Below are 24,993 nucleotides of genomic sequence, written 5' to 3' on the forward strand. Positions count from 1 at the left end.
TCTTAGCACATATATGGCGAAAGATGCCGTCCTGCAATCACCCTGCTGATAACGGGTTCCCCCACCGATGTCCCAAGAATTGCCGCCTTTCGCCGGCCCGTCCGGCCTGACCCATCGTCGCCGCAAGGTGATCTTCTGTTTCCTGATGCTGGCCATGTTCATGGCGACGCTAGACAATCAGGTCGTCTCGACCGCCCTGCCCACCATCATCGGCGAATTCGGCGCGATCGAGCGTTTCGGCTGGATCGGTTCGGCCTATCTGCTGGCGCAAAGCGCGATCATGCCGGTCTATGGCAAGCTGGGCGACCTGTTCGGGCGCAAATACGTGATGATCTTTGCGGTGGCGCTGTTCACGCTGGGCTCGGTCCTGTGCGGGTTGGCATGGTCGATGGACAGCCTGATCGCGGCACGGGCCTTTCAGGGTCTGGGGGCGGGTGGGATCATGGTCACGATATTCTCGATCAATGCCGATCTGTTCGAGCCACGCGAACGCGCCCGCTACCAAAGCTTTTCCAGCCTTGTGCTGATGGCCTCGGGGTCGATCGGGCCGACGCTGGGCGGCACGATGAGCCAATATCTGGGCTGGCGCTCGATCTTTCTGATCAACCTGCCGATCGGGCTGGTGGCACTGGTCGCCTTAATGCTTCTGCTGCCCTATCGCCGCCCCGAGCGGCAACCCAAGGTCGATTATCTGGGCGCGATTACGCTGGCCATCGCGGTGGCATGCGTGGTGCTGTGGGCGGACAGCCAGTCGCTGTTCGGCTCGGCTTGGTCGGCCCCGGCACTGGCCTTGCCGGTGATCGCGGTCGCCGCGCTGGTCCTGTGGACCCTGATCGAGCGCCGCGCGCCCGAGCCGATCATCCCCCTGACCCTGTTTAAGGACCGCAACTTTTCGCTGCTGCTGATCGTGGCGGTCGTCAGCGGCGGCATCGGTATCGGCATGGTCAATTACCACGCGCTGTTCCTGCAGATGACCACCGGGCTGTCGCCGGCCCATGCCGGGCTGTTCTTCATCGCGATCACCGGCGGCATCACCATGGGGTCGCTGACGGCAGGGCGGCTGATCTCTCGCACGGGGCGTTACAAGCCTTGGCTGGTCATGGGCCAGTCGCTGGCGGTGCTGTGCCTCTCGGGGCTGGCGCTGCTGCCGCTGCATGCGCCCTTCTGGGCGGTCGGCGGGCTGCTGTTGGCGATGGGCGTCGCCATCGGCCTTGGCCAGCAAAGCCCGGTGATCGGCGCGCAGATCGCCGCCCCTGCACGCGATATCGGCGCGGCGACCGGAGCGGTGACGCTGGCGCGCATGGGCGGTGCGGCACTGGCGATCTCGGTCTATGGCGCGATTCTGACCGACCGGCTGATGCATGCCGTGATCGAAGGGGCCGGGCCGATTGCCCAGATGACGCCCGACCGGATGGCCGCCCTACCCGCCGCCGCGCAGGAATCGGTGGCTGCCGCTTATCGCGGGGCCTTCGATTGGGTTTATCTGGCTGCGGTGATTTTTGCCGCGACGGGCTGTCTGGCGGCGGCGCTGCTGCGCCCGGTGCTGCTGCAGCCGCAAACCCCGCCCCCTGCTGCGGCCGAGGCCAAACCCGCTTAACCTTGCAACCCGTCGATGACACGACTGGCGATCCGCGCTGTGCCGGTCCAATCGGGCAGGTGGCGGCCAGCGGTCAGCGCGGCCAAGGCCATGCCTTCACGCATCGCGGGATCGATCAGCAGCTTGCGCAAACCGTCGGCGAAGGCCCCGGCATCCTCGGGTGGGACCAGCAATCCCGCGCCCGGCGGCACGGTGTCGGGAACAGCGCCGACCCGGCAGCTGACGATGGGCAGCCCCCGCACCAGCGCCTCGCCGAAGACGATGCCATAGCCTTCATAGCGGGTGGCCAGTGCAAAGATGCCGGCCTGCGCATAAAGCCGTTCGAGTTCGCAGGCCGGGACACGTCCGGCCAGCCGGACCCGCGCCCCGACCGATGATCGACCGATCTGCCCCGCCAGCGCCGCCGCATGCGTCGCGTCCCACGGGTTCCCGACGATCACCGCCTGCCAGTCCAGATCCGCAAGCTGGGCAAGGGCATCAATCAGGATGTCATGGCCCTTGCGCGGATGCAGGATACCGACCGAGAGGATTAGCGGCGGGGCAGCCCTTTCGCGGGCAGGACCGGGCGGATCAACTCCCGGAGTCGCGATGGTGATCCGGTCGTCGGGCACGTCATAGCGTCCTGTCAGAATGGCCTTCGTATGCGGGCTGGGAACAAGCACATGACGGGCAAGGCGCAGATTGTCCCGCTCGGTCTGAAACAGATACGCACGTCGTGGCGCGGACAGATCGCTTTCCAGCGCCAGCGGGTGATGGATCATCGCGATGATCGGGGCGCGAACGCGGGCCAGCCCCTCGGTCCGGATCGCGCCAAAGACCAGCCCGTCAAGGATCAGCGGCCGGGCAGGATCGACGGCCTCAAGCGCCGCGACAGCCTGTCCCATTTCAGTGGGCATGGGGTCGGGAAAGCTGGCGGGCAGGATCAGGTGCTGCATGTCATGGCCAAGGCCGCGCAGCCCCTCCAGCAGACGCCGCTCATAGATATAGCCGCCGGTCAGCGTGGCGATGTCGCCGGGAATGGCGAAGGCGGCGGGGCGCGGGGTCATTGGCGCAACTGCTCGGGTGCGTAGCGGGCCAGCACCCGCCGTTCCAGCCCCGCCACTACCGCATGGCAAAGGACCGCAAGCAGGGTGATCAGCGCGACGGCCGACCACAGCATCCTGAAGTCCGAAGTCGAGGCCGCCAGCGCCATCAGGCTGCCCAGACCGCGCCCGGTGGCCAGCCACTCGACCACGGTCACGGCAAGGATCGCCGTGGGCACGCTGATCCTTGCGGCGGCAAATAGCGCGGGCAGCATCGCGGGGATGCGGACATGGATCATCTGCGACAGCGGCCCGGCTGCATGGACCCGCAACAGGTCAAGGATATGGCCCGGCGCCTGACGCAACCCGTGCAGGCAGGCGACCAGCGTCGGGAAAAACACCATCACCGCAACCAAAGTGATCGTCCCAAGCGCCCCGCGCCCCAGAACCAGCACGATCAGCGGCCCGGTGGTCACGATCGGGATGGCGCGCAAAGCCACCGCGACAGGCATGACCAGCGGACCCGCGCCCGGCAGCAATGTCAGCAGGATCGCCAGACCCGCCCCTGCCGCAAGACCGGCCAGATAGCCGGGCACGGCCAGCCCGGCGCTTTCGCGCAGTGCCCCGAACAGTGCCGCACGCATCTGCGCGGCGTCGGGTGCCCAGACCAGAGCGGCCAGCACATCCCACGGCCCCTTGGCAAGGAACGGGTTCAACCCCGTCAGCCAGAGACCTCCCCACCAGAGCAGCAATACGGCAAGGGCCAGCGTCAAGCCCCCGACCACCCTGCCCGTCCTGAGCTGCCGCATTGGCGGGGCCAACAGCACCGGTGGACGCATATCCAGAACCAGCCGCGCCAGCCCTCCGATGGCCCAATAGGCCGCCAGCGAGGCGCCAGCCGCAAGAAGCGCCACACCCCACAGCGCGGGCACGTCCAAGTCGCGCATGTAGCGGATGGTCAGCACGCCCAGACCACGCTCGGCCCCGGTGAACTCACCCACCATCGCGCCCAGAACCGCTGCCGGAGCCCCGATCTGCAGCCCCGCGAACAGATAGGGCAGCGCGGCACGTGCCCGGACATGGGCCAGCTCGGACCAGCGGCCACGGCCATAGCTGTGGATCAGGTCCAACCACGCTGCCGGGACGGCGCGCAGCCCGGTCAGCAGCGGGATCAGCGTGGTATATTGGACAGCCAGCGCGGCAAGGACGATCTGCGGCCCCTCACCCGGCCCCATCAGCACGCGCAGGATCGGGCCCGTGGCGATCAGCGGCAGGCAGAAGGCCACCAGCGCAAGGCCCGTAACCAGATCCTGCAGACGCGGCCAAAGGAAGGCGGTCCCGGCCAGCAGGATTGCGGCCAGATTGCCAAGCGCAAAACCCGCAGCCGCATTGCCCAAGGTCCGCACCAGTGCCCGCAAGGCAAGCCCCGGATCGCGGCCCAGCCATTCGACAATCCCGACCGGGCCGGCGATCAGGCGCCCTTGATACAGCGCCTGCGCCAGCATCTGCCAGCCGATCAGCAGGATGGCGACGCCCAGCATCCACCCGACCACCCGCGCACCCTGCCTCATGTCAGCGCGCTGAGCGCCGCAAGGGCCTTGGCGGCAATGGCGCGGAAACCGGCATCCTCGGCCAGATCGGCGGGCCGGGGCCGGGGCAAGGGCACGTCTATATCCGCAACGATCCGCGCCGGGCGCGAGGACAGGACGATGATGCGATCGGACAGGGTCACGGCCTCGGCGATGGAATGGGTGACCAGCAGGGTCGTCGTCCCCGCCTCCTGCCACAAGGGCGGCAGGTCGCGGGCAAGCTGCCTGCGTGTCAGTTCGTCCACCGCGCCGAACGGCTCGTCCAGCAGCAGCACCTGTGGCTGGGTCACCAAGGCCCGCGCGATGGCGGCGCGTTGGCGCATGCCACCGGACAGCGCAGCCGGACGGGTGTCCGCAAAGCCTGCCAGTCCGACCAGCTCGATCAATCGCAGGGTCCGGGCCGGGTCGGGCCGCTGCCGCGCCAACCGGCGGGCCAATCCCAGATTGCCGCACACGGTCAGCCAAGGCAGCAGCGACGGGTCCTGAAATGCGACCGAGATTGCAGCCCGCCGCCGTGCCTGTTCAGGCGTCATTCCAAGGATGATGACCTGCCCCGCATCCGGCTGATCCAGCCCCGCGATCAACCGCAGCAGCGTCGATTTCCCACAGCCCGAGGGGCCGATCAGCGCCGTCGTCTGCCCGGCCACCAGCCGCAGGTCAATCGGGGCGACCGCCTCGATCCCGCCGGGATGGGTCTTGGCAAGGCCGGTGCAGATGATCGCCTCGGACCCGATGCTATCCGGCATGGATCTCGTCTAGGATCGAGCGGTCCCACAGGTCGGGCGTAACCTTGTAGCCCAGCAGCGCCAGCGTTTCGATATTGGCAGAGACGCTTTCCTCATCCCACCAGCCGAAGCCATGCGCATCGGTCAGGGTCGAGAACATCAAGGGCACCTGCCGTTCGGCCTGCAAAAGCTGGGTCTTTCGGTCCAGCCCCGCATCGGGGAACATGCGCAGGGTCAGATCGGTCGCGGCGGCGGTATCGGCGCGATAGTCCTGCCAGCCGCGAACCTCGCCCGACATCAACCCAACCAGTTCCTTGCGACGCGAGGCAAGACTGTCCTCGGTCGCGATATAGGTCTGGGAATGCACCGAATAGCCGTGATCTGCCATCAGCATGGTCACAGATTCGATTCCGTTCACCGCCATCGCCACCGGCAGGTCGGTTTCCCAACACAGCAGGCAATCGACCTCATGCGCGATCAGGGGTTGGGCGGAATATTGCGTCGGCACGATGGTGATCGCGTCGAAATCGACATTGTTCAGGCTGCATAGCGCCCGCAGCACCGGCGTATTGGCAATGGCCATGCCGATGCGCTTGCCGGGCAGATCGGCGGGCGTCTTGACCGGGTTATCGGGCAGCGAGGCGATGACGAAAGGATTCTTCTGCATCGCGACGCCAATGATCTTGAACTTCGCCCCCTGCGCCACGGCGCTGGCGGTGTAATCGGCAGCCGAGATCCCGACCAGCGCCGTTCCCGCCACCACCGGCGGTTCGACCGGCGCATTCGGCCCGCCCTGCATCAGGGTGACGTCCAGCCCCACCTCGCGCCACCAACCCTTGTCCAGTGCGATATAGCTGCCGGCGAATTGCACCGAATGCAGCCATGACAGTTGGAAGCCGACTGGCGTATTGGCCGCAGCACGGCGCGGCAGGCCCAACCCACCCATCGCCAGACCCGCCATGCCCCCCGCCACTAGGCCGCGTCTCGTCATGCCTGCTGTCATCACCGGTCCTCCTGCGCGCAGCCTCGGGCAACCGAGGCCATGAAATCAACATCTTTCCTGAGAGGTCCGGTCGGCCGCACGGCAAGGCACCGCCCCGGCATCGAAACCGCCAAGGATCAGGTCACGCAAACCCTCCATCGGCAGGGCTTTGAGATCGGAGGACGGAATCAGGCCCGGCTGCAACCCCCAGGCCGCCGTGCGCTCGACCAGTTCTGGTGGACCGATGACATGCAGCGGCACATCGGTTCCGCCGTCCAGGGCAATTCCGGGTGCGGCCTGATGGTCGCCCAGAATCAGGATCAGCGGCGCATCCCCGGCATGGCGGGCCGCATAGGAGGTCACGGCCTGCAGCGAATAATCCAGCGCATCCCGGTAGCTGGCGCGGACGCGTTCCGGGTCGCGCCAGATGACCTCGGGGCGCTCTCCGGATCGGGCCATAACGTCGAACTCGGTGCCGTCGCCGATCTGGTCCCATGGCAGTATCCGGGCCAGCGGGGTCCACGGCGCATGGGACGACAGCAGCGCGACCTGCACCATCGTCCGGGGTCGGGGCGACCGCGCCAGCAAAAGCCGGTCCATGGCAGCAAGAGTGAACTGGTCGGGCATGGTGACCCAATCGAATGGCTGACCGTGATAACCCAGATCCGCCGCCGCCAGCACCCGGTCAAAGCCCATATGCGCGGCCTCGGGCCAGGGGCGGGTGATGCCGGGCATGACCGCCGCCGTTGCAAAACCCATGCGCCGCGCATGGTGGAACAGGCTTTGACGCCCGCTGGCCAGCACAGCCTGATAGGCTGCCTGATCGCCGATCCGCAGGCCATTCGCGACGCTGGCATGGGCAAGCCAGCTTTGCCCGCCCTGCGTCGGAGAGTTCAGGAAGCCCGATCGCATCGTCAGACCCTTGGCGGCCAGATCCAACTGCGCACGACGCAATGTGGCCAGATGGCGTTCGGCGTAATAGGGGCTGACAAAACTGCTGCGGCCATAGCTTTCGACAAAGATCACCAGCACGTCGCGGTCGATGGCCGCCAGCATCCCGGTTTGACCCCGAAACGGGTCGCGGGTCGCTGCCGCGCGCAAATCCCGCAGCTCGACCCCGGTGCGCCAGACCAGTTCGAACCGCGCCATCAGATAGCGCCCGCTACCGCCCGTGGTGTCGTCCGCAAAGGCCGCAGGCAGAACCGCCAGCAGCACGACCGCGACGGCGGCGGGTCGGTGCTGCCACGGCCCCCTTGCCCAGACCCCTGTCGCCCAGACCATCGCCACTACAATCCCCACGGCCAGAAGCACCGCTGCCAGCCCCGCACCGAAGGCCGCGCCAGTTCCGAAACTGCCCGAAAGCAGGCGGAACGCCGCATCGATCAGCGTCAGATCGGCCAAAGGGTTGAACGGCCTGCCTAGCGCCGAAATCATCGCCAGATCGGCCAGCTTCAGCATTCCCAGCAGCGACAGGATCGCCGCCAGCACCCATCTTGCCACCCTACCGCCAAGGCAAAGCAGCGCCAGCACCAACGCAAGCTCAAGTGGTGCTGCCAGCAGGAAACGTCGCGTTTGGCTGAGGTCCGCTGGCAGGATCAGCACCAGCAGTATCAGCAGGGCGGCCAGCGGCAGGCCATACCTGCGGGTCATTTTCGCGCCCTCGCCAGCCACAGGATGTCGGTGGCAAAGGACCAGGACAGCGCCAACACCGCGCCCCATGCCAGCAACTGGGGCACCGTGTCGGGCAGGAACGGCAATTGCAGCAGGATCAGCGCCGCAATCTGCAGAACACAGACCGCCTTGCGTCGCAGGCTGGGCGGCAGCGGGGCCGTCAGCCAACCCCAGAACAGACCGGCGACGACGAATGCGTAACGCATCAACCCCAGCAACAGGACCACCGGCCCTACTGTCCCAGCGACAAGGACGTGCAGCGACAGGACCAGCGCCAATGCCGCGTCGGCCTCGATATCGAAGCGCGCGCCAAAGCTGGAGACCAGCCCGCTGCGCCGCGCCAGCCAACCATCGACCCCGTCAAGCGCCAGCGCCACCCCGGCAATCAAGGCGACATAGGCTCCTCCCGCCTTGCCGATCAGCAACGGCGCCAGCAGCGCGCAGGTCATCGCGACCCGCATCAGCGTGACCACATTGCAGCCGCCCAGCCGGGCATGGGGATAGGCCCGTCGCATCAGCCTCGCCACTGCCAGACTGGCCAGCAGGAACAGCGCCGAGACCGCAAGCCATGCCCGCTCTGGTCCCGCAAGCAGGCCAAGCCTTAACGCATGGATCAGGATCAAGCCCGACAGGACCGCCAAGGCAAATCGCAACGGGATGCCCTCGCCGAAGCGGGCATGGGATGGGGGCAAAGGGGCGGACTCGGTGTCGCGCATCGGCTTTAGGCTATGCCGCCCCGGCCCTACGTCAAGCCCCGCTGCGACAGGTGCTAGGCAGAAGCCCGGAACAGGCATAATCTGACCGGCAGGAGGGTGACATCATGCCCGACCGGCCACAGGGTTATCGAGTTCCCGCCCGGATGTTTCACTGGGGCATCGCGCTTGCGGTGCTGCTGATGATCCCGGCCGGGTTGACCATGACGCGCGAAGGGCTAAGCCGCCCGCTTCAGGACACGCTGTTCATCTTTCACAAGAATCTGGGTGTGCTGCTGTTCCCGTTCATCCTTGCCCGGCTGGCTTACCGGCTGACCCATCCACCGCCGCCCTTGCCCGACAGCATGCCCGACTGGCAAAAGCGGATCGCGCGGCTGTCGCATGTGTTGCTTTATACCCTGCTGATCCTGATGCCGCTTAGCGGCTTTACCCGTGTCCGCGCCGGAGGCTTCCCAATCGAGCTGCTGGACTGGCTGGGCTTTGGCCCATGGATCGGCAAGTCCGAAACGCTGGCCAAGATGGCGCAGGGGCTGCATTACGCGGGCGCAATGTGCCTGATCGCCCTGCTGACCTTGCATGTCGCGGCGACCGTGCACCATGCGCTGATCCGCAAGGATTCGGTCTGGCCGGGGATGTGGCCGCCAAGGGGCTAGGCGTCATCCAGCAGCGCACGCAGCCGCTGCGGATCGGGAATGGCAACCTGAGAGCCTGAAACCCGGACCCCTGCCGCTTCCAGCGACTTGAAGGCGCGCGACAGGCTTTCGGGGGTCATGCCCAGAAAGGACGCAAGGACGCGCTTCTCGGCGCTGATCAGAACGCGACCCGCCGTCCCCTGCACCTCAAGCTCGGTCAGCAGGTAGTCCACCAACCGTTCATTCGATTTGCGCAGCTTGAGGCTTTTGGCCTGTCCGACCATATCGCGAAAACCCATGGCGAGCTGGCGGTTCGCGGCTACTGCGAATTCCGGATCGGCGCGGAAGGCCTTGCGCACATCTGTCGCGGGAATCAGGACGATTCGGCTGCGAGACATCGTGCGCGCCGACATCAGTAACGGCTGATCCAGCATGCAGGCGGCCAGAATGAAGCTGCTGACCGGACGAATGATCGCCATCGTCGCCTCGCGCCCCCCGGATTGCGCGAAAAGCGCGACGGTGCCTTCCATCAGGACATGCAGGAAATCGGCGCGATCATCCTGCCGAAACAGCTGCAACTGGGCCGGAAAATCCTGCGCATAGGCCGCGCGCAGCATCTGACTGAAATGTTCGGTGGCCATTCCACTGAATAGCGGCAGGCGCTGGATATCGTTCAAGTCTTGGTCGCGCATTGTGATTCACCGAATCTGGACATTTTAAATAAATGCTGTCTGATGGTGTCACGCCAGCACTGACTAAAATTGATATTTGTCAAGACACGCATATCATCAGGTCAAGTCGATGCACCACATCTATTCTACGCTGACCCCAGAAAAAACAAGGCTTTCCCAGAGATTGGCGTTGGTCCGCAAAACCGGTCGATTTCTTGACGCAGATCAAACCGGGCAACTCCCCGTCATGTTGGTATCCCCTCGAAGCCTTGCCAATGCAGGGCAATTGGAGCAGCCAACGTGTCACCAAACATAGTGGCGTCCGCGACTGAACAGAAAAAGGCGCTGTGGCTTAGCACCTTCGCCTTCACGCTTTGTTTCGCCGTATGGACGATTTTTTCCATCATTGGCCTTGCGATCAAGGATCAGCTGGGCCTGTCCGAGTTCCAGTATGGTCTGCTGATCGCGACCCCGATCCTTAGCGGATCGCTGACCCGGTTGATCCTGGGCGTCTGGACAGAGCGCTTCGGCGGTCGGCTGGTCTTTTCGCTGCAAATGATCCTGACCGGGCTTGCGACCTGGGTCCTGACCTGGGCCGACAGCTATCCGACCTTCCTGCTGGCCGCATTGGGGATCGGGCTTGCCGGTGGATCGTTCATCATCGGCGTGGCCTATGTGTCGAAATGGTTCCCGGCCTCGCGTCAGGGGACTGCGCTTGGCTTCTTCGGCATGGGCAATGTCGGCGCCGCGGTGACCAAGTTCCTTGCACCCTTCGTCATGGTCGCCTGGGGCTGGGAGGCCGTCGCCCATATCTGGGCCGCCGCCATGATCATCATGGGCGTGGCCTTTTTCCTGATCGCGCGTGACGATCCCGATTTCATCGCTCGCAAGCAGCAGGGCATCAAATCCCCCTCGCTGGCCGAGCAATTCGCGCCCCTGAAAAAACTGCAGGTCTGGCGCTTCGCCCTGTATTACTTCTTTGTCTTCGGCGGTTTTGTCGCGCTGGCCCTGTGGCTGCCGCATTACCTGACCGAGGTCTATGGCGTCGACCTGCGCGTCGCCGGCCTTTGCGCCGCGGCCTTCAGCCTGTCGGCCAGCGTTTTCCGCGCTTATGGCGGCATGCTGTCGGACCGTTTCGGCGCGCGTTCGGTGATGTATTGGGTGTTCGGCTTCTCGGCGATCCTGCTGTTCATGCTGGCCTATCCGCCGACCGATTACGTCATTCAGGGCAAGAACGGCCCGATCGCGTTCTCGACCGATATGGATCTGGTGCCCTTCGTGGTCACGCTGTTCGCGCTTGGCTTCTTCATGAGCCTTGGCAAGGCGGCCGTCTTCAAACATATCCCGGTCTATTACCCCAACCATGTCGGCGCGGTCGGCGGGCTTGTGGGCATGATCGGCGGTCTTGGCGGCTTCATCCTGCCCATCGTCTTTGGCGCGCTGCTGGACCTGACCGGCATTTATACCTCGTGCTTCGCGCTGCTGCTTCTGGTCGTGATCGTCTCGGCCGCATGGATGCACATGTCGATCCGCCGGATGGAGCAGCAGGCGCAGGGCACCGCCCTTGGCCGTCTGCCAAGCTTCCCCGAACTGGCCGAGGTCCACGACCCCGACCAAACCGTCATGCCACGCCTGCTGGACGACTGGCATCCCGAAGACCCGACCTTCTGGGCCGAAAAGGGCCGCAAGGTTGCCCGCCGCAACCTGTGGATCTCGATCCCGGCTTTGCTGCTGGCCTTTGCGATCTGGATGGTCTGGTCGGTGGTGATCGCGCGCCTGCCTTCGATCGGCTTCAACTTCAGTCAGGACCAGCTGTTCTGGCTGGCGGCGCTGCCCGCCCTATCGGGCGCAACATTGCGCATCTTCTACAGCTTCATGGTGCCGATCTTTGGTGGTCGCCTGTGGACCACGCTGTCGACCGCCTCGCTGCTGATCCCGGCCATGGGCATCGGCTATGCGGTGCAGAACCCGCAAACCCCCTACATCATCTTTGTGGTGCTGGCGCTGCTATGCGGGCTGGGCGGCGGCAACTTCGCCTCGTCCATGGCCAATATCAGCTTCTTCTTTCCCAAGGCGGAAAAGGGCAATGCGCTGGCACTGAACGCTGGCCTGGGCAACCTTGGCGTCTCGGTCATGCAGTTCCTGGTGCCGATGGTCATCACCGCAGGCGTCTTTGGCGCGCTGGGTGGCGCTCCGCAGGAGCTGACGGACGGCGGCAAGCTGTGGATGCAGAACGCGGGCTTTGTCTGGGTTCCCTTCATCGTCATGGCGACCATCGCCGCATGGCTTGGCATGAATGACATCGCCGACGCCAAATCCAGCTTCCGCGAGCAGGCGGTGATCTTTACCCGCAAGCACAACTGGCTGATGTGCGTGCTTTATGTCGGCACCTTCGGCAGCTTCATCGGCTTCTCGGCGGGCTTCCCGCTGCTGTCGAAACTGTCCTTCCCCGAGGTCAACGCGCTGCAATTCGTGTTCCTTGGCCCGCTGGTCGGTGCACTGAGCCGTGCGGGCACGGGCTGGCTGTCCGACCGTGTCGGCGGTGGGCGCGTCACCTTCTGGGTTTTTATCGGCATGATCCTTAGTGTCCTTGTGGTGATCTTCTCGCTGAAAGGGCTGTCCTTCTGGGGCTTCTTTGCGGGCTTCATGCTGCTGTTCTTCTTCACCGGCGTCGGCAATGCCTCGACCAATCAGATGATCCCCGTGATCATGGGCAAGGAAATCCCCCGCCTCGAACCCGGTCTGGACGCGGACGAGCGCCGTCGCCAGTCCGACCGCGAATCCGCCGCCATCATCGCCTTTACCAGCGCGATCGGGGCCTATGGCGGGTTCTTCATCCCGAAAGCCTATGGCAGCTCGATCAGCATGACGGGTTCCGCCGTCGGCGCGCTGTGGGCCTTTATGGGCTTCTACGTGCTGTGCCTGATCGTCACCTGGGTGTTCTACACCCGCCCCGGTGGCCTGCTGCATGACATCGAACGCGGTCGTGCGCCGCTTTCCGCGCCGAAAACCGCCTGAAATTCAAAGGAGAAAGCGACATGAGCCATCTTCTGGACCGCCTGAACTTCCTGAAAAGCAACCGCAAGGACACTTTTTCGGAAGGCCATGGGCAGACCACGACCGAAAACCGCGATTGGGAGGACACCTATCGTTCGCGCTGGCGGCACGACAAGATCGTCCGCTCGACCCATGGTGTGAACTGCACCGGGTCCTGCTCGTGGAAGATCTATGTGAAATCGGGGATCGTGACCTGGGAAACACAGCAGACCGACTATCCCCGCACCCGGCCCGACCTGCCCAACCACGAACCGCGCGGCTGCGCCCGTGGCGCCAGCTACAGCTGGTACCTGTATAGCGCCAACCGCGTGAAGAACCCGCTGATCCGCGGACGCCTGATGAAACTGTGGCGCGAGAAACGCGCCACCCTGACCCCGGTCGCCGCATGGGAGGCGATCCAGACCGATCCCGCCGCCCGCGAAAGCTACACCCGCATCCGCGGCAAGGGCGGCTTCGTACGTGCCAACTGGGACGAAGTGACCGAGATGGTCGCTGCCGCCAATGCCTATACCGCCAAGAAATATGGCCCCGACCGGGTCTTTGGCTTCTCGCCGATTCCGGCCATGTCGATGATTTCCTATGCCGCGGGCACGCGCTACCTGTCGCTGCTGGGCGGGACCTGCATGTCCTTCTATGACTGGTATTGCGACCTTCCGCCGGCCTCGCCGCAGGTCTGGGGCGAACAGACCGACGTGCCGGAATCGGCCGATTGGTACAATGCGGGCTACCTGATGCTGTGGGGCTCGAACGTGCCGCAGACCCGGACGCCCGACGCGCACTTCTACACCGAGGCCCGTTACAAAGGCACCAAATCCGCCGTCATCTGCCCGGACTATTCCGAGGCCGCGAAATTCGGCGACATCTGGCTGAACGTGAAGCAAGGCACCGACGCGGCGCTTGGCATGGCCTTTGGCCACGTCATCCTGCGCGAGTTCCACCTGGACCGTCAGGTGCCCTATTTCGAGGATTACTGCCGCCGCTACAGCGACATGCCCATGCTGGTCCGTCTTGATCAGCAGGAAGGTCGTCTGGTTCCGGGTCGGCAGCTGCGCGCCTCGGATCTGGCGGACGGGCTGGGCCAAAAGGCTAATGCCGAATGGAAAACGGTCGCCATCGACGAGAATGCCGATGAACTGGTCGTGCCAAACGGCTCGGTCGGCTTCCGCTGGGCCGATGAAAAGGGCAGCTGGAACCTTGAGGAAAAGGCGGGCGATGCCGATGTCCGCCTGAAGATGAGCCTGGTCCTTGACGAGGATCATGACGATGTCGCCGCCGTCGATTTTCCCTTCTTCGGGGCCATGGCCTCGAACGGGTTCGAGGTCGATAGCCGCGGCGATGTGCTGACCCGCAATGTGCCGGTCAAGAAACTGACCTTGGCCGATGGCTCCGAGGCGCTGGTCGCCACGGTCTTCGACCTGATGTGCGCCAATTACAGCCTTGATCGCGGTCTGGGCGGCGAGCATGTCGCCAATGACTATGACGCCGATGTGCCCTTCACCCCCGCTTGGGCCGAGCGCATCACCGGCGTGCGTCGCGACAAGATCATTCAGGTCGCCCGCGAATTCGCCAATAATGCCGAAAAGACCAATGGCCGTTCGATGATCATCATCGGCGCGGCAATGAACCATTGGTTCCACATGGACATGAACTATCGCGCCGCGATCAACATGCTGATCATGTGCGGCTGCATCGGTCAGTCCGGCGGCGGCTGGTCACATTATGTGGGTCAGGAAAAACTGCGCCCGCAGACCGGCTGGACGGCTTTGGCCTTTGCCTTGGACTGGCAGCGCCCGCCGCGTCACATGAACGCGACCAGCGCATGGTATGCTCATACCGACCAATGGCGCTATGAAACCGTCAGCTCGACCGAACTGCTGTCCCCCACCGCGCCGAAAGGCGACTGGGACAAGCTCAGCCTGATCGACTACAATATCCGCGCCGAGCGGATGGGCTGGCTGCCTTCGGCCCCGCAGCTGAAGCAGAACCCGCTGGAAATCGGTCGCGCCGCGAAAAAGGCTGGTATCCCGGTCAAGGACTATGTCGCGGAGCGTCTGAAATCGGGCGAATTGCAGATGTCCTGCGAAGACCCGGACGCGCCGGAAAACTGGCCGCGTAACCTGTTCGTCTGGCGTTCGAACCTGCTGGGTTCCTCGGGCAAGGGGCATGAATACTTCCTCAAGCACCTGCTGGGCACCGATCACGGCGTCCTTGGCAAGGATCTGGGTGAGGAGGGCCGCCAGAAACCGATCGAGGCCGTCTGGCGTGACGACGCCCCCGAAGGAAAGCTGGACCTGCTGGTCACGCTGGACTTCCGGATGTCGACCACCGCCGTCTATTCCGACATCGTTCTGCCGACCGCGTCCTGGTACGAAAAGGACGACATGAACACTTCGGACATGCACCCGTTCATCCACCCGCTGCAGGCGGCGGTTGACCCGGCGTATGAATCCAAATCCGACTGGGAGATCTTCAAGTCGATCGCCAAGAAGTTCTCGGAGGTCGCGCCTGAAGTTCTGGGCGAGGAAACCGACATCATCCAGCATCCGCTGCAACACGATACGGCCAGCGAGATCGCCCAGCCCTTCGTGCGCGACTGGAAACAGGATGGTTGTGACCTGATCCCCGGCGAAACCGCACCCGACTATATCGAGGTGACACGCGATTATCCGAACCTTTACAAGCGCTTCACCGCTGTCGGTCCGCTGCTTGAAAAGATCGGCAATGGTGGTAAGGGCATCAGCTGGGACACCAAGACCGAGGTGCATCACCTGAAGGCGCTGAACGGCACCGTCACCGACGAAGGTGTGACCAAAGGCATGGCCAAGATCGAGACTGCGATCGACGCCGCCGAGGTCGTGCTGATGCTGGCCCCGGAAACCAACGGCGAAGTCGCCGTCAAGGCCTGGGACGCGCTAAGCAACTTCACCGGCATCAGCCACAAGCATCTGGCCGAGGTCAAGGAAGACGAAAAGATCCGCTTCCGCGACATCGCCGCCCAGCCGCGCAAGATCATCTCCAGCCCCACCTGGTCGGGCATCGAAAGCGAGGAGGTCTGCTACAACGCCGGCTGGACCAACGTCCATGAGCTGATCCCGTGGCGCACCCTGACCGGCCGCCAGTCGATCTATCAGGACCATGAATGGATGCGCGCCTTTGGTGAGGGCTTCGTGACATGGCGTCCGCCGGTGGACCTGAAGACCGTGGGGGCGCAGGCGCGCAAATCGCTGGGTTCCAGCGAAAAGCACGTGACGCTGAACTTCATCACCCCGCACCAGAAATGGGGCATCCACTCGACCTATTCCGACAACCTGCACATGCTGACGCTGAACCGTGGCGGCCCGGTGGTGTGGATTTCGGAAGTGGACGCGCGGAAAGCCGGTCTGGTCGACAATGACTGGATCGAGGTCTTCAATACCAACGGCGTCATCACCGCCCGCGCGGTGGTCAGCCAGCGGATGAAGGAAGGCACTGCCTTCATGTATCACGCTCAGGAAAAGATCGTGAACACTCCCGGCAGCCAGATCACCAATCTGCGCGGCGGCATCCACAACTCGGTCACCCGGGTCGTGCTGAAGCCAACTCACATGATCGGCGGCTATGCGCAGCTGTCCTACGGCTTCAACTACTATGGCACGGTTGGTTCGAACCGCGACGAATTCGTCATCGTGCGCAAGATGAACAAGGTGGACTGGCTGGAAGGTCCGCTGAACGAGACCGCAACCCAAGCTCCGGAGGCAGCGGAATGAAAGTACGTGCGCAAATCGGCATGGTGCTGAACCTCGATAAATGTATCGGGTGTCACACTTGCTCGGTCACCTGCAAGAACGTCTGGACCTCGCGCGAGGGCGTTGAATATGCATGGTTCAACAACGTCGAAACCAAGCCCGGCATCGGTTATCCCAAAGACTGGGAAAACCAGAAGCGCTGGAATGGCGGCTGGACCCGGACCAAGGCTGGCCACCTGCGCCCCAAACAGGGCGGCAAGTGGCGGATCCTGGCGAATATCTTTGCCAACCCGGATCTGCCCGAGATCGACGACTTCTATGAGCCGTTCACCTTCGACTACGACCATCTTAAATCCGCGCCGGAATCGCAGGCCTTCCCGACCGCGCGTCCGCGTTCGCTGATCTCGGGCGAGCGGATGGAAAAGATCGAATGGGGTCCGAACTGGGAGGAAATCCTGGGCGGCGAATTCGAGAAGCGCTCCAAGGACTACAACTTCGAGGGCGTGCAGAAAGAAATCTACGGTGAATACGAAAACACCTTCATGATGTATCTGCCGCGCCTGTGCGAACACTGCCTTAACCCGGCCTGTGTCGCCTCGTGCCCCTCGGGCGCGATCTACAAGCGCGAGGATGACGGCGTCGTCCTGATCGACCAAGAGAAGTGCCGCGGCTGGCGGATGTGCGTGTCCGGCTGCCCCTACAAGAAGATCTATTACAACTGGTCGACCGGCAAATCCGAGAAATGCGTGTTCTGCTATCCGCGCCTGGAATCCGGCCAGCCCACGGTCTGCTCGGAAACCTGCGTCGGCCGCATCCGCTATCTGGGCGTGATGCTGTATGACGCCGACAAGATCTCGGAAGCGGCAGCGACCGAAAGCGAGCAGGATCTGTATGACGCGCAACTGGGCGTCTTCCTTGATCCGAACGACCCCGAGGTGATCGCGGCCGCTCGTGCCGAGGGCGTCCCCGAGGACTGGATCCGCGGCGCGCAGAACTCGCCGATCTGGAAGCTGGCGATGGAATGGAAAATCGCCTTCCCGCTGCACCCGGAATACCGCACCCTGCCGATGGTCTGGTATGTGCCGCCGCTGTCGCCGATCCAGAACGCCGCCGAAGCTGGCAAGATCTCGGCTCAGGACGACATGCCGGATGTGAAAAGCCTGCGCATCCCGCTGCGTTACCTTGCCAATATGCTGACCGCGGGCGACGAGGCCCCGGTGGCGCTGGCGCTGGAACGGATGCTGGCCATGCGCAGCTACATGCGGTCGAAATCCATCGATGGCGTGGTCAATCTGGGCGTCGCCAAGCGCGTCGGCATGACGCCGCTGCAAATCGACGAGATGTATCAGCTGCTAGCCATCGCCAATTACGAGGATCGCTTCGTCATCCCGACGACGCATCGCGAGCTGGTCGAGGATGCCTATGACCTGCGCGGCGGCTGCGGCTTCACCGACGGCAACGGCTGCTCGTCGGGTAGCAACAAGGGCTCGCTGTTCGGTGGCAAGAAGTTCCGCAGCCCGCAGGAGTTCATTCAACCATGAAAACCTTCAAGGCACTTTCCGCGCTGCTCAGCTATCCTTCGGCCGAGCTGATCGCCGCGATCCCCGACATCAAGCAGCTCCTGCACGATGAGGGCCTGCTTGGCCCCCAGCGTCACCGCGATCTGGCACCCTTGCTGCATGAACTGGAAACGGGCGACCTTTACGACCTGCAGGAACGCTATGTCCTGCTGTTCGACCGCTCGCGCACCTTGTCGCTGAACCTGTTCGAGCATGTCCATGGCGAGAGCCGCGACCGTGGCGGCGCCATGGTCGACCTGCTGGAAACCTACCGCGCGGGCGGCTTCGATCTGGCTGGAAGCGAGCTTCCCGACCATCTGCCGGTGGTTCTGGAATATGTCTCGACCCTGCCGCTGGATGAGGCGCGCAGCATGCTGGCCGATGCCGGGCATATCATCGCGGCACTGGCCGACCGGCTGATGAAACGCGGCTCGTCCTATGCGGCAGTCATGTCGACGCTGGTGCATCTGGCCGAGGTCGATGGCGATATCCCTGCCGAACTGGCCGACGTCCCCGACGAGGACCCCGAGGATCTGGCGGCGCTTGATGCCGTGTGGGAGGAATCCCAGGTGACCTTCGGCCCCGATCCCAATGCCGGCTGCCCCGTCAGCCGCGACATCCTTGCCAAGATGGATCCGCGCGCCGGCGCGGCCCATCCGGCAGAATGAACAGGAGGTTCAGATGAACAATCTGCTTTTCGGCATCTACCCCTATATCGCCATCACCGTGATGATCCTGGGGTCCATTGCCCGATACGAGCGCGATCCCTTTACCTGGAAGTCGAAATCCAGCCAGATCCTGCGCAAGAAACAGTTCGTCATCGGCTCGGTCCTGTTCCATGTCGGCGTGCTTTTCATCCTGATGGGCCATTTCGTCGGCCTGCTGACCCCGATCGCGGTCTTTGACGCGCTTGGCGTCAGCCACTCGGCGAAACAGGTGCTGGCCATGACCGCAGGCGGCATCGCCGGTCTGATGGCGCTGGCGGGCGGTGCGATCCTGCTGCATCGCCGGCTGACCGATCCGCGCATCCGCGCCAATTCGACCGTCGCCGATACCGGCATCCTGATCCTGCTGCTGGTCCAACTGGTGCTGGGCCTGCTGACCATCATCGTCTCGATGCAGCATCTGGACGGGCATGAAATGACCAAGCTGATGAACTGGGCGCAAAGCATCGTCTACCTCAAAGCTGGCGCGGCCGAGCACATGGCCGATGTGAACATCCTGTTCAAGCTGCACATCTTCCTTGGGCTGACGATCTTCCTGCTGTTCCCCTTCACCCGTCTGGTCCACATGATCTCGGCCCCGGTGCGCTACCTGTGGCGTCCCGGCTACCAGATCGTGCGCACCAAACGGAACCCGGCGGAGTAAAGCATAATGGAAGTCAAACCGCTCCTGCCTCCGGTCACGGTGAATGGCGTAACCCTGGACCCCGGCCGCATTGCGGACGAGGCCCAGAACCACCCCGCCCCCAAGGGCAAGCCGGGTCACGCATGGAAATCTGCCGCCCGCGCCCTGGCCATCCGCGAACTGCTTCTGCAGCGGGCGAAAACGGTCGGGATCGCGGCAGACCCGACCGAAACCGCCCCCGGTCAATGGGAAACCGAAGACGAGGCCCTGATCCGGCAAGTGCTGGATCAGGAGGTCGTGCCCGAACCCGCCGACGAAGCCCGGCTGCGCACCATCTATGACACGCATCCCGAACGCTTCCGCGCCCCGTCCCTGTTCGAGGCCGCCCATATCCTTCTGGCCGCCGCGCCCGAGGACCCCGTGGCCCGTGCCAAGGCGCTTCAGGCGGCCGAAGGGCTGCTACAGACCGTGCAAGCCGAACCCCGGCGCTTTGCCGAGCTTGCCGTCCAGAACAGCGCCTGCTCGTCGAAAGCCAATGGAGGCGTGCTGGGGCAGTTGACCTCGGGCGATACCGTCCCCGAATTCGAAGCCATGATGGCCTCGATGAAAGAGGGCGAGTTTGCGATCTGCAAATCGCGCTACGGCATCCATGTGATCCGCCTTGATGCGCGCGCCGATGGTGCGGTCCTGCCCTTCGAGGCCGTCATGCCCCAGCTTGTCGAGGCGCATGAAAAGGCCGCATGGTTGCGGGCAAGCCGCGCCTATGTCGACGGACTGGTCGGAAAGGCCGAGATCGACGGGATCGACCTGAAATCCTGAGGAGGAATGCCATGCACCTTGCCTATGTCAGCCTGCCCGGTCGCGGCGCGAATGACCGTTTTCTGGCCGTGATCGCCGAACGCCTTCAGTCCAAGGGGGTCAGGCTGTCCGGCACGGTGCAAAGCAATGTCGAGCGCGCCGACCGGGCGCGCTGCGACATGGACATCCTTGTCCTGCCCGATGGCCCGATCCTGCGCATCAGCGAGGATCGCGGCGATCTGGCGCGCGGCTGTCGTCTTGACGCCGGCGCACTCGAGGCTGCCGTGCTGGGCGTCACCCGCTCATTGCCCGGTGCCGACCTGCTGATCGTCAACAAATACGGCAAGCAAGAAGCCGAGGGGCGGGGTCTTGCCCCGATCATCGCCGATGCGCTGGAGCGCGGAATACCCGTGCTGCTGGGAGTCAACGGCCTGAACCTGCCCTCGTTCGAGGAATTCGCGGGCGGCCTTGCCGCCGCCCTGCCCGCCGAGGAAGATGCCGTTCTTGGCTGGTGCCTGACCCATTGCACCCGCGCCGCCGCCTGATTGCGCGACGCGATCAGGTCTTGGCGCCCGAGACGGGCTTCTTGGCCAGCCTCGGCTGCAGCAGCATCGGGCCATAGACCAGCGCATATCCGGCAAAAGCCATGATCCACAGCCCGCCCGACAGGTGCAAAAGCCCGGTCGGGTTGCCGAATATCCCTGCCAGCAGCCGCATCACCACCGATCCGAACAGCGCCAGATAGATTGCGACAGTTGCAGGCCCCGCATGCAGCATCCGCCCGGTATGGCCCAAAGTGGCGCGGGTCATCACCCCCAAAGTCATCAGCCCGATAGCTCCGGCCAGCCAGACATGGCGCGCAGCGGGCAGCGGCAGCAGGTCAAAGCCCGCCGCACCTTCGGCCACGAAACCCAGCGCCAGCAGCGCATAGGCCAGATGCAGCACCCACAGCAGCGGCTCGGACCGGATCTGACCGCTGCACCAGCGCGACATCCGCCACAGATGCGCCGCGCCCGCGATCAGCATCAGCCAGCGCGTCACCGCGGCATCGGGAAAGCCGACAAAGCCCAGCAGCACCAGCGCGGTCAGGCCAAGGACTATGGCATCCGCGCGGCCAAAAGGTTGCGGCAACTGGGCGCTGCCACGGGCGGCCAGCCAGTTGCGGGTAAAGCTGGGAATGATCCGCCCGCCGATCAGCGCGATCAGCATCAACGTCGTGCCCAGCCCAAGGCGCATGCCCAGCCCCTCGAAGGCGGTGCCGTCTCGTGCAGCCTCGATATGGAAGATGAGATTGGCCACGCCATAAAGCGCGATCAGCCCGACCACCGGCAGGTTGCGCCAGTTCTTGCCCCGGATGATCTCACGCGCGAGGAAGCCCACCAGCGCCACGTATAGCGACAGGTCGATCAGCGCGGTCACCTGCCACGGCAGATGGGACGAGCAGGCCACGGCTAGCCGCCCGGCCAGCCACAGTCCGACCAGCCCGACCAAGGGCCAGCCCATGACCGGCAGCCGACCGGTCCAGTTCGGCACGGCGGTCAGGACAAAGCCGCCGATGACCGCCGCCAGATAGCCGAACAGGAACTCATGCGCGTGCCAGCTGAAGGGATCAAAGGCACTGGCCAGAGGCTCGGCCCCGGTCAGCATCAAGATCCACAGGATCATCGCCCCCGCCGCCCAGATCGCGGACAGCAGAAAGAAAGATCGGAATCCGTGGCTGAAGATTGCGGGGCCGCGATAGTCTCTCATCCGCTCGGCCGTGCCTGCCATGATCGCCTCGTGCTGCATTTCTATGGCGCAAGGTTACGCGCGATGCGTGACCGCAGGCAAAGGCAAAGCTGCCTGTGCCGCCGTGGCAAATTGTCCCGCGACGCCCCGATTGTCACCGCGACACCACAACGCCTCGCGCCGAATTTGCAAGCCGCAACAAGTCCCTTGCGGGAGCGGCGCGGCATTGCCATGCTCCGCCTGACGCAGTCATGCAGGCAGAGCCCGGAATGAGCCCTTCGCGCATTACGCCCTTGAGAATCGCCACTTTTGTCACCGCTTTCCTGATCGTCGCCTGTGGCCGCGCACCCGAGATCGTCGGCGTCGTGAACCCCGCCGTCCCGACCGCAGCGGTGCCCGAGCTGCGCAAGCACAAGATGTTCGTCGCCGCCACCCGCACCCATTCGGGTGAGGCCGGGGTGCTGTTTTCCTCGGGGCGCGCAGCCGAGCTTGGGCTTGCCTCGGTCGTGGCGACGGTCCCGCCGAACCACAAGGTCGGAGAGCTTGAGCGCCCGGAAAAGCTGCCCCCGGACCCGCGCACAGAGTTCACCGTCATCGAGCCGACGGTCTATCGCTCCGAGCAATCCTTCATCTCGGCGATCGACAGCGAACTGGACAGGCAACCGGCCGGATCGCGCCGGATGATGCTATTCGTGCATGGCTACAACAACAATTTCAGCGAGGCCGCGCTGCGGCTGGCGCAATTCGTCGAGGACACCAATTATCCGGGCGTGCCGATGCTGCTGACATGGGCCTCGGCCGCCAATCCGGTGCGCTATGTCTATGACCTGAACAGCGCCCTGATCGCGCGCGGCAAGCTGAAGGAAATCTCGTCGCTCTTGCACAGGACGGATGTCGACAGCGTGGACATCTTCGCCCATTCGATGGGAACGCTCCTGACCATGGAAGGGCTGGTCGATGCCCAGAAGGCCGGGACGCTGGGCCATCGGACCGCCATCAACAACATCGTCCTCGCCTCGCCCGATATCGACATCGACCTGTTTCGCACGCAGATCCGGCAATTGCCGCCCGAGATCCGCTCGAAGATCTTCCTGCTGGTATCCCGCGATGATCGGGCCCTGCTGGCATCGCGCCGGCTTGCGGGCGGGGTGCCGCGCGTCGGCGCCGCAAACACGGTCGAGCTGGAGGGGATGGGCGTGACGGTGATCGACCTCTCAACGATCAACGATTCCAGTTCCGGAAGCCATTCCAAGTTCGCCGGCTCGCCCGAGGTCGTGCGGATGATCGGCCTTGGTCTGAACCGTTCGGGCGGGTTGGAACGCGGCCGGACTCCGGCCTTCGACCGGCTGCTCGAGAACGTCCCGATCATCATCACCCAGTGAGGGAGGCAACGTGATGCGCAAGCCGGACACCGCCCTGATTGCCACCCTGATCCTGACCTTTGCCGCGCAGGCCGCCGCCGCCGAATGTCCCTCCGACGCCGCAATGGCCGCATTGGCCGCCGACATCCTGTCCCGGACCCCGGCGACTCCACCCGCCGTCACCGACATGACGGATGCACTGTGCGCGCAGGACAAGCTGGTGGCGCTGCTGGGCAAGGAATGGGGCGCGCCCGCCGGATATAAAGCCGGCCTGACCAGCAAACCCGCGCAGGAGGCCTTCAAGGCCAGCGGGCCGGTGCGCGGCGTGCTTTACAAGGACATGATGCTGTCCGACGGGGCCAGCCTGCCCGCGAAATTCGCCGCCCTGCCCCGGTTCGAGGCCGACCTGATCCTTGTCGTCGCCGATGCCGCGATCAATCAGGCCAAGACGCCCGCCGAGGTTCTGGCGCATCTGTCCGCGATCCACCCCTTTATCGAGCTGCCCGATCTGGTGGTCGCCGATCCCAAGACCCTGACCCCCGCCACCATTACCGCGATCAATGTCGGCGCGCGGCAGGGCGTGTTGGGCAAGGAGATCCCCGTCCGGCAGGATGAGGAATTCCTGGCTGCGCTTGCCGCGATGCAGGTGGTGGTCACTGATGCCAGCGGCAAGGAATTGGCGCATGCGCCGGGGGCAGCGGTTCTGGGAAATCCGCTGAATTCAGTGCTGTGGCTGCGCGACAATGGCGTCAGCTTCAAGGCCGGTGATTGGGTCAGCGTCGGATCGTTTGGGCCGCTTCTGGTGCCGCAGCCGGGGCAAAGCGCCAAGGTCAGCTATCTGGGCCTACCCGGCGATCCCGTGGTCAGCGTCAATTTCGAATAGCCTCAGCCCAGCCAGACCGCGCTTGTCAGCACGCGGCGCAGGATCGCGGGTTGGCCGCTGATCCCCATGCGCGCGAAGATCCGCTTTGAGCCGCTGCGCGCGGTCTCAATCGTCCAGCCAAGTTCGGCGGCGGCATCCTGCAGCGACAAACCGTCGCAAAGCAGGATTGCCAGCCGCGCCTCGCTGCGGCTGATGTCGAAATGCGCGGCCACACGCTCGACCGACAGGCTGCGCCCCTGCCGCAGATGGCGGATCAGCCCGACAAGCACCTGTTCTTCCGCCAAAATGCGCGAGGACAGGATCATCTCGGCCGAAGGATCGCGCGACAGCGTCACTGGAACGGGCGGCTCCCGACCTTCTTGTGCCATTGTCACCGCATGCCGAAAATCCTGCGCGATTCCGGGGTCGGCGAATTCAATCCAGCCATTCGGACCCAGCGTCACGCCGGGCAACTCTGCCAGCAACATGGCGACCTGCGGGGCTATGTCCTGCACATTTCCGGCAGGTCCAAGGATCACCCAGCCTCCGCCCAGATCCGAGGCGATCTGGCGATCCAGCGTCGCCTGCGCGCGTTCCCGCATCAGGTCCCGCCAGACGGACAGAGCCTGCCCCAGATGCGGGGACAGATCGGACAGCTGCAACCCATCGACGGCGCGGAATTCCTTTCCGGCACGCTGCACGGCCAGCACCGCGTAACCCGCTGGTCCTGCTGCGCATTTCAGCGCCCTTAGCGGCAACCTGCGGTTTTCCAGCCCCGGCAGGTCGCCTTGGGAATAGACCCTGTCGAAACGCATTTGTGGCATCAGCGCGGCATCGGAGGGCACGATCTGGCCGTGCCGCCAGACATGGCCGCGCCCGCCATCCAGTTGCAGATGCAAATGCGCGGCATCGGCCCGCAGCCGACCGGATAGCAGCGCAAGAAAATCCGGCCAC

20 protein-coding genes are annotated in these 24,993 nt (G+C 64.3%); 11 read left to right on the forward strand and 9 right to left on the reverse strand.

The window, feature by feature from the left end; genetic code table 11:
- The first annotated feature begins 67 nt into the window (after positions 1–67).
- On the forward strand, positions 68–1,597 hold the full coding sequence (locus tag IB235_RS10510; RefSeq protein WP_225612196.1) for an MDR family MFS transporter: 1,530 nt from the start codon (positions 68–70) through the stop codon (positions 1,595–1,597).
- Here IB235_RS10510 and IB235_RS10515 read toward each other — a convergent pair.
- The 6 genes from IB235_RS10515 to IB235_RS10540 are packed head-to-tail and all read right to left on the reverse strand — an operon-like array spanning position 1,594 to position 8,302.
- Positions 1,594–2,643, reverse strand: coding sequence for a glycosyltransferase family 4 protein (locus tag IB235_RS10515; RefSeq protein ID WP_192336684.1), 1,050 nt, complete (start codon positions 2,641–2,643; stop codon positions 1,594–1,596). The two genes, IB235_RS10510 and IB235_RS10515, sit on opposite strands and share 4 nt — an antisense overlap.
- Complete coding sequence (locus IB235_RS10520; RefSeq protein ID WP_192336685.1) at positions 2,640–4,190, reverse strand: ABC transporter permease; 1,551 nt, start codon at positions 4,188–4,190, stop codon at positions 2,640–2,642. Before IB235_RS10520 ends, IB235_RS10515 begins: the two co-directional genes overlap by 4 nt.
- Entirely contained in the window at positions 4,187–4,954 is a 768-nt protein-coding gene (locus tag IB235_RS10525) for an ABC transporter ATP-binding protein (protein ID WP_192336686.1), read from the reverse strand. The genes IB235_RS10520 and IB235_RS10525 overlap by 4 nt, the downstream gene beginning before the upstream one ends.
- A complete protein-coding gene (locus tag IB235_RS10530) occupies positions 4,944–5,924 on the reverse strand; it encodes an ABC transporter substrate-binding protein (protein WP_192336687.1) in 981 nt (326 codons plus the stop codon). Before IB235_RS10530 ends, IB235_RS10525 begins: the two co-directional genes overlap by 11 nt.
- A gap of 57 nt (positions 5,925–5,981) precedes the next feature.
- Complete coding sequence (locus IB235_RS10535; protein WP_192336688.1) at positions 5,982–7,565, reverse strand: sulfatase-like hydrolase/transferase; 1,584 nt, start codon at positions 7,563–7,565, stop codon at positions 5,982–5,984.
- Entirely contained in the window at positions 7,562–8,302 is a 741-nt protein-coding gene (locus IB235_RS10540; RefSeq protein WP_225612198.1) for a CDP-alcohol phosphatidyltransferase family protein, read from the reverse strand. The genes IB235_RS10535 and IB235_RS10540 overlap by 4 nt, the downstream gene beginning before the upstream one ends.
- Positions 8,303–8,406: 104 nt before the next feature.
- Here IB235_RS10540 and IB235_RS10545 point away from each other — a divergent pair, with 104 nt between their 5' ends.
- Positions 8,407–8,952, forward strand: coding sequence for a cytochrome b (locus tag IB235_RS10545; RefSeq protein ID WP_192336689.1), 546 nt, complete (start codon positions 8,407–8,409; stop codon positions 8,950–8,952).
- On the opposite strand, the gene IB235_RS10550 is transcribed toward IB235_RS10545, so the two are convergent.
- On the reverse strand, positions 8,949–9,623 hold the full coding sequence (locus IB235_RS10550; RefSeq protein ID WP_155040467.1) for a helix-turn-helix domain-containing protein: 675 nt from the start codon (positions 9,621–9,623) through the stop codon (positions 8,949–8,951). The two genes, IB235_RS10545 and IB235_RS10550, sit on opposite strands and share 4 nt — an antisense overlap.
- A 279-nt stretch (positions 9,624–9,902) precedes the next feature.
- Between IB235_RS10550 and IB235_RS10555 the strand changes: the two genes are divergently transcribed.
- The 7 genes from IB235_RS10555 to IB235_RS10585 are packed head-to-tail and all read left to right on the forward strand — an operon-like array spanning position 9,903 to position 20,633.
- Positions 9,903–12,620: a nitrate/nitrite transporter gene (locus IB235_RS10555; protein WP_370576874.1), complete on the forward strand. Its 2,718-nt coding sequence runs from the start codon at positions 9,903–9,905 to the stop codon at positions 12,618–12,620.
- 20 nt (positions 12,621–12,640) lie between these two features.
- The gene (locus IB235_RS10560; RefSeq protein ID WP_192336690.1) at positions 12,641–16,405 is read left to right on the forward strand and encodes a nitrate reductase subunit alpha; all 3,765 of its coding nucleotides are present in this window, start codon (positions 12,641–12,643) and stop codon (positions 16,403–16,405) included.
- Complete coding sequence (narH, locus tag IB235_RS10565; RefSeq protein ID WP_155040465.1) at positions 16,402–17,925, forward strand: nitrate reductase subunit beta; 1,524 nt, start codon at positions 16,402–16,404, stop codon at positions 17,923–17,925. The genes IB235_RS10560 and narH overlap by 4 nt, the downstream gene beginning before the upstream one ends.
- Entirely contained in the window at positions 17,922–18,611 is a 690-nt protein-coding gene (gene narJ, locus IB235_RS10570; protein WP_155040464.1) for a nitrate reductase molybdenum cofactor assembly chaperone, read from the forward strand. The genes narH and narJ overlap by 4 nt, the downstream gene beginning before the upstream one ends.
- 13 nt (positions 18,612–18,624) lie before the next feature.
- Positions 18,625–19,311 carry a respiratory nitrate reductase subunit gamma gene (narI, locus tag IB235_RS10575; RefSeq protein ID WP_155040463.1) on the forward strand — a complete coding sequence of 229 codons (687 nt, stop codon included), beginning with the start codon at positions 18,625–18,627 and terminating at the stop codon, positions 19,309–19,311.
- 6 nt (positions 19,312–19,317) lie between these two features.
- Positions 19,318–20,109, forward strand: a complete 792-nt coding sequence (locus IB235_RS10580; RefSeq protein WP_192336691.1) for a peptidylprolyl isomerase — start codon at positions 19,318–19,320, stop codon at positions 20,107–20,109.
- Positions 20,110–20,120: 11 nt separating this feature from the next.
- Positions 20,121–20,633, forward strand: coding sequence for a DUF2478 domain-containing protein (locus tag IB235_RS10585; protein WP_155040461.1), 513 nt, complete (start codon positions 20,121–20,123; stop codon positions 20,631–20,633).
- Positions 20,634–20,646: 13 nt separating this feature from the next.
- Here the strand turns inward: IB235_RS10585 and IB235_RS10590 are convergent, their stop codons facing one another.
- On the reverse strand, positions 20,647–21,858 hold the full coding sequence (locus IB235_RS10590) for an NnrS family protein (RefSeq protein WP_192336692.1): 1,212 nt from the start codon (positions 21,856–21,858) through the stop codon (positions 20,647–20,649).
- Between the two features lie 227 nt (positions 21,859–22,085).
- Here IB235_RS10590 and IB235_RS10595 point away from each other — a divergent pair, with 227 nt between their 5' ends.
- Together IB235_RS10595 and IB235_RS10600 are read left to right on the forward strand one after the other, a co-directional pair.
- Complete coding sequence (locus IB235_RS10595) at positions 22,086–23,198, forward strand: alpha/beta hydrolase (RefSeq protein WP_192336693.1); 1,113 nt, start codon at positions 22,086–22,088, stop codon at positions 23,196–23,198.
- Positions 23,199–23,211: 13 nt separating this feature from the next.
- Positions 23,212–24,060 carry a 2-keto-4-pentenoate hydratase gene (locus IB235_RS10600; protein ID WP_192336694.1) on the forward strand — a complete coding sequence of 283 codons (849 nt, stop codon included), beginning with the start codon at positions 23,212–23,214 and terminating at the stop codon, positions 24,058–24,060.
- Positions 24,061–24,062: 2 nt separating this feature from the next.
- Here the strand turns inward: IB235_RS10600 and IB235_RS10605 are convergent, their stop codons facing one another.
- Positions 24,063–24,938 (reverse strand): hypothetical protein, encoded by an 876-nt coding sequence (locus IB235_RS10605; protein WP_192336695.1) that lies wholly within the window; start codon positions 24,936–24,938, stop codon positions 24,063–24,065.
- Positions 24,939–24,993 lie beyond the last annotated feature (55 nt).

Origin of the sequence: Paracoccus sp. PAR01 (assembly GCF_014851995.1) — a bacterium.
Lineage (GTDB): Bacteria > Pseudomonadota > Alphaproteobacteria > Rhodobacterales > Rhodobacteraceae > Paracoccus > Paracoccus litorisediminis.

What these genes read in the sequence shown, in the direction of transcription:
- IB235_RS10510 (WP_225612196.1), top strand. Translation starts at nt 68, where the DNA reads ATGTCCCAAGAATTGCCGCCTTTCGCCGGCCCGTCCGGCCTGACCCAT.
- IB235_RS10515 (WP_192336684.1), bottom strand. Translation starts at nt 2,643, where the DNA reads ATGACCCCGCGCCCCGCCGCCTTCGCCATTCCCGGCGACATCGCCACG.
- IB235_RS10520 (WP_192336685.1), bottom strand. Translation starts at nt 4,190, where the DNA reads ATGAGGCAGGGTGCGCGGGTGGTCGGGTGGATGCTGGGCGTCGCCATC.
- IB235_RS10525 (WP_192336686.1), bottom strand. Translation starts at nt 4,954, where the DNA reads ATGCCGGATAGCATCGGGTCCGAGGCGATCATCTGCACCGGCCTTGCC.
- IB235_RS10530 (WP_192336687.1), bottom strand. Translation starts at nt 5,924, where the DNA reads ATGACGAGACGCGGCCTAGTGGCGGGGGGCATGGCGGGTCTGGCGATG.
- IB235_RS10535 (WP_192336688.1), bottom strand. Translation starts at nt 7,565, where the DNA reads ATGACCCGCAGGTATGGCCTGCCGCTGGCCGCCCTGCTGATACTGCTG.
- IB235_RS10540 (WP_225612198.1), bottom strand. Translation starts at nt 8,302, where the DNA reads ATGCGCGACACCGAGTCCGCCCCTTTGCCCCCATCCCATGCCCGCTTC.
- IB235_RS10545 (WP_192336689.1), top strand. Translation starts at nt 8,407, where the DNA reads ATGCCCGACCGGCCACAGGGTTATCGAGTTCCCGCCCGGATGTTTCAC.
- IB235_RS10550 (WP_155040467.1), bottom strand. Translation starts at nt 9,623, where the DNA reads ATGCGCGACCAAGACTTGAACGATATCCAGCGCCTGCCGCTATTCAGT.
- IB235_RS10560 (WP_192336690.1), top strand. Translation starts at nt 12,641, where the DNA reads ATGAGCCATCTTCTGGACCGCCTGAACTTCCTGAAAAGCAACCGCAAG.
- narH (WP_155040465.1), top strand. Translation starts at nt 16,402, where the DNA reads ATGAAAGTACGTGCGCAAATCGGCATGGTGCTGAACCTCGATAAATGT.
- narJ (WP_155040464.1), top strand. Translation starts at nt 17,922, where the DNA reads ATGAAAACCTTCAAGGCACTTTCCGCGCTGCTCAGCTATCCTTCGGCC.
- narI (WP_155040463.1), top strand. Translation starts at nt 18,625, where the DNA reads ATGAACAATCTGCTTTTCGGCATCTACCCCTATATCGCCATCACCGTG.
- IB235_RS10580 (WP_192336691.1), top strand. Translation starts at nt 19,318, where the DNA reads ATGGAAGTCAAACCGCTCCTGCCTCCGGTCACGGTGAATGGCGTAACC.
- IB235_RS10585 (WP_155040461.1), top strand. Translation starts at nt 20,121, where the DNA reads ATGCACCTTGCCTATGTCAGCCTGCCCGGTCGCGGCGCGAATGACCGT.
- IB235_RS10590 (WP_192336692.1), bottom strand. Translation starts at nt 21,858, where the DNA reads ATGGCAGGCACGGCCGAGCGGATGAGAGACTATCGCGGCCCCGCAATC.
- IB235_RS10595 (WP_192336693.1), top strand. Translation starts at nt 22,086, where the DNA reads ATGAGCCCTTCGCGCATTACGCCCTTGAGAATCGCCACTTTTGTCACC.
- IB235_RS10600 (WP_192336694.1), top strand. Translation starts at nt 23,212, where the DNA reads ATGCGCAAGCCGGACACCGCCCTGATTGCCACCCTGATCCTGACCTTT.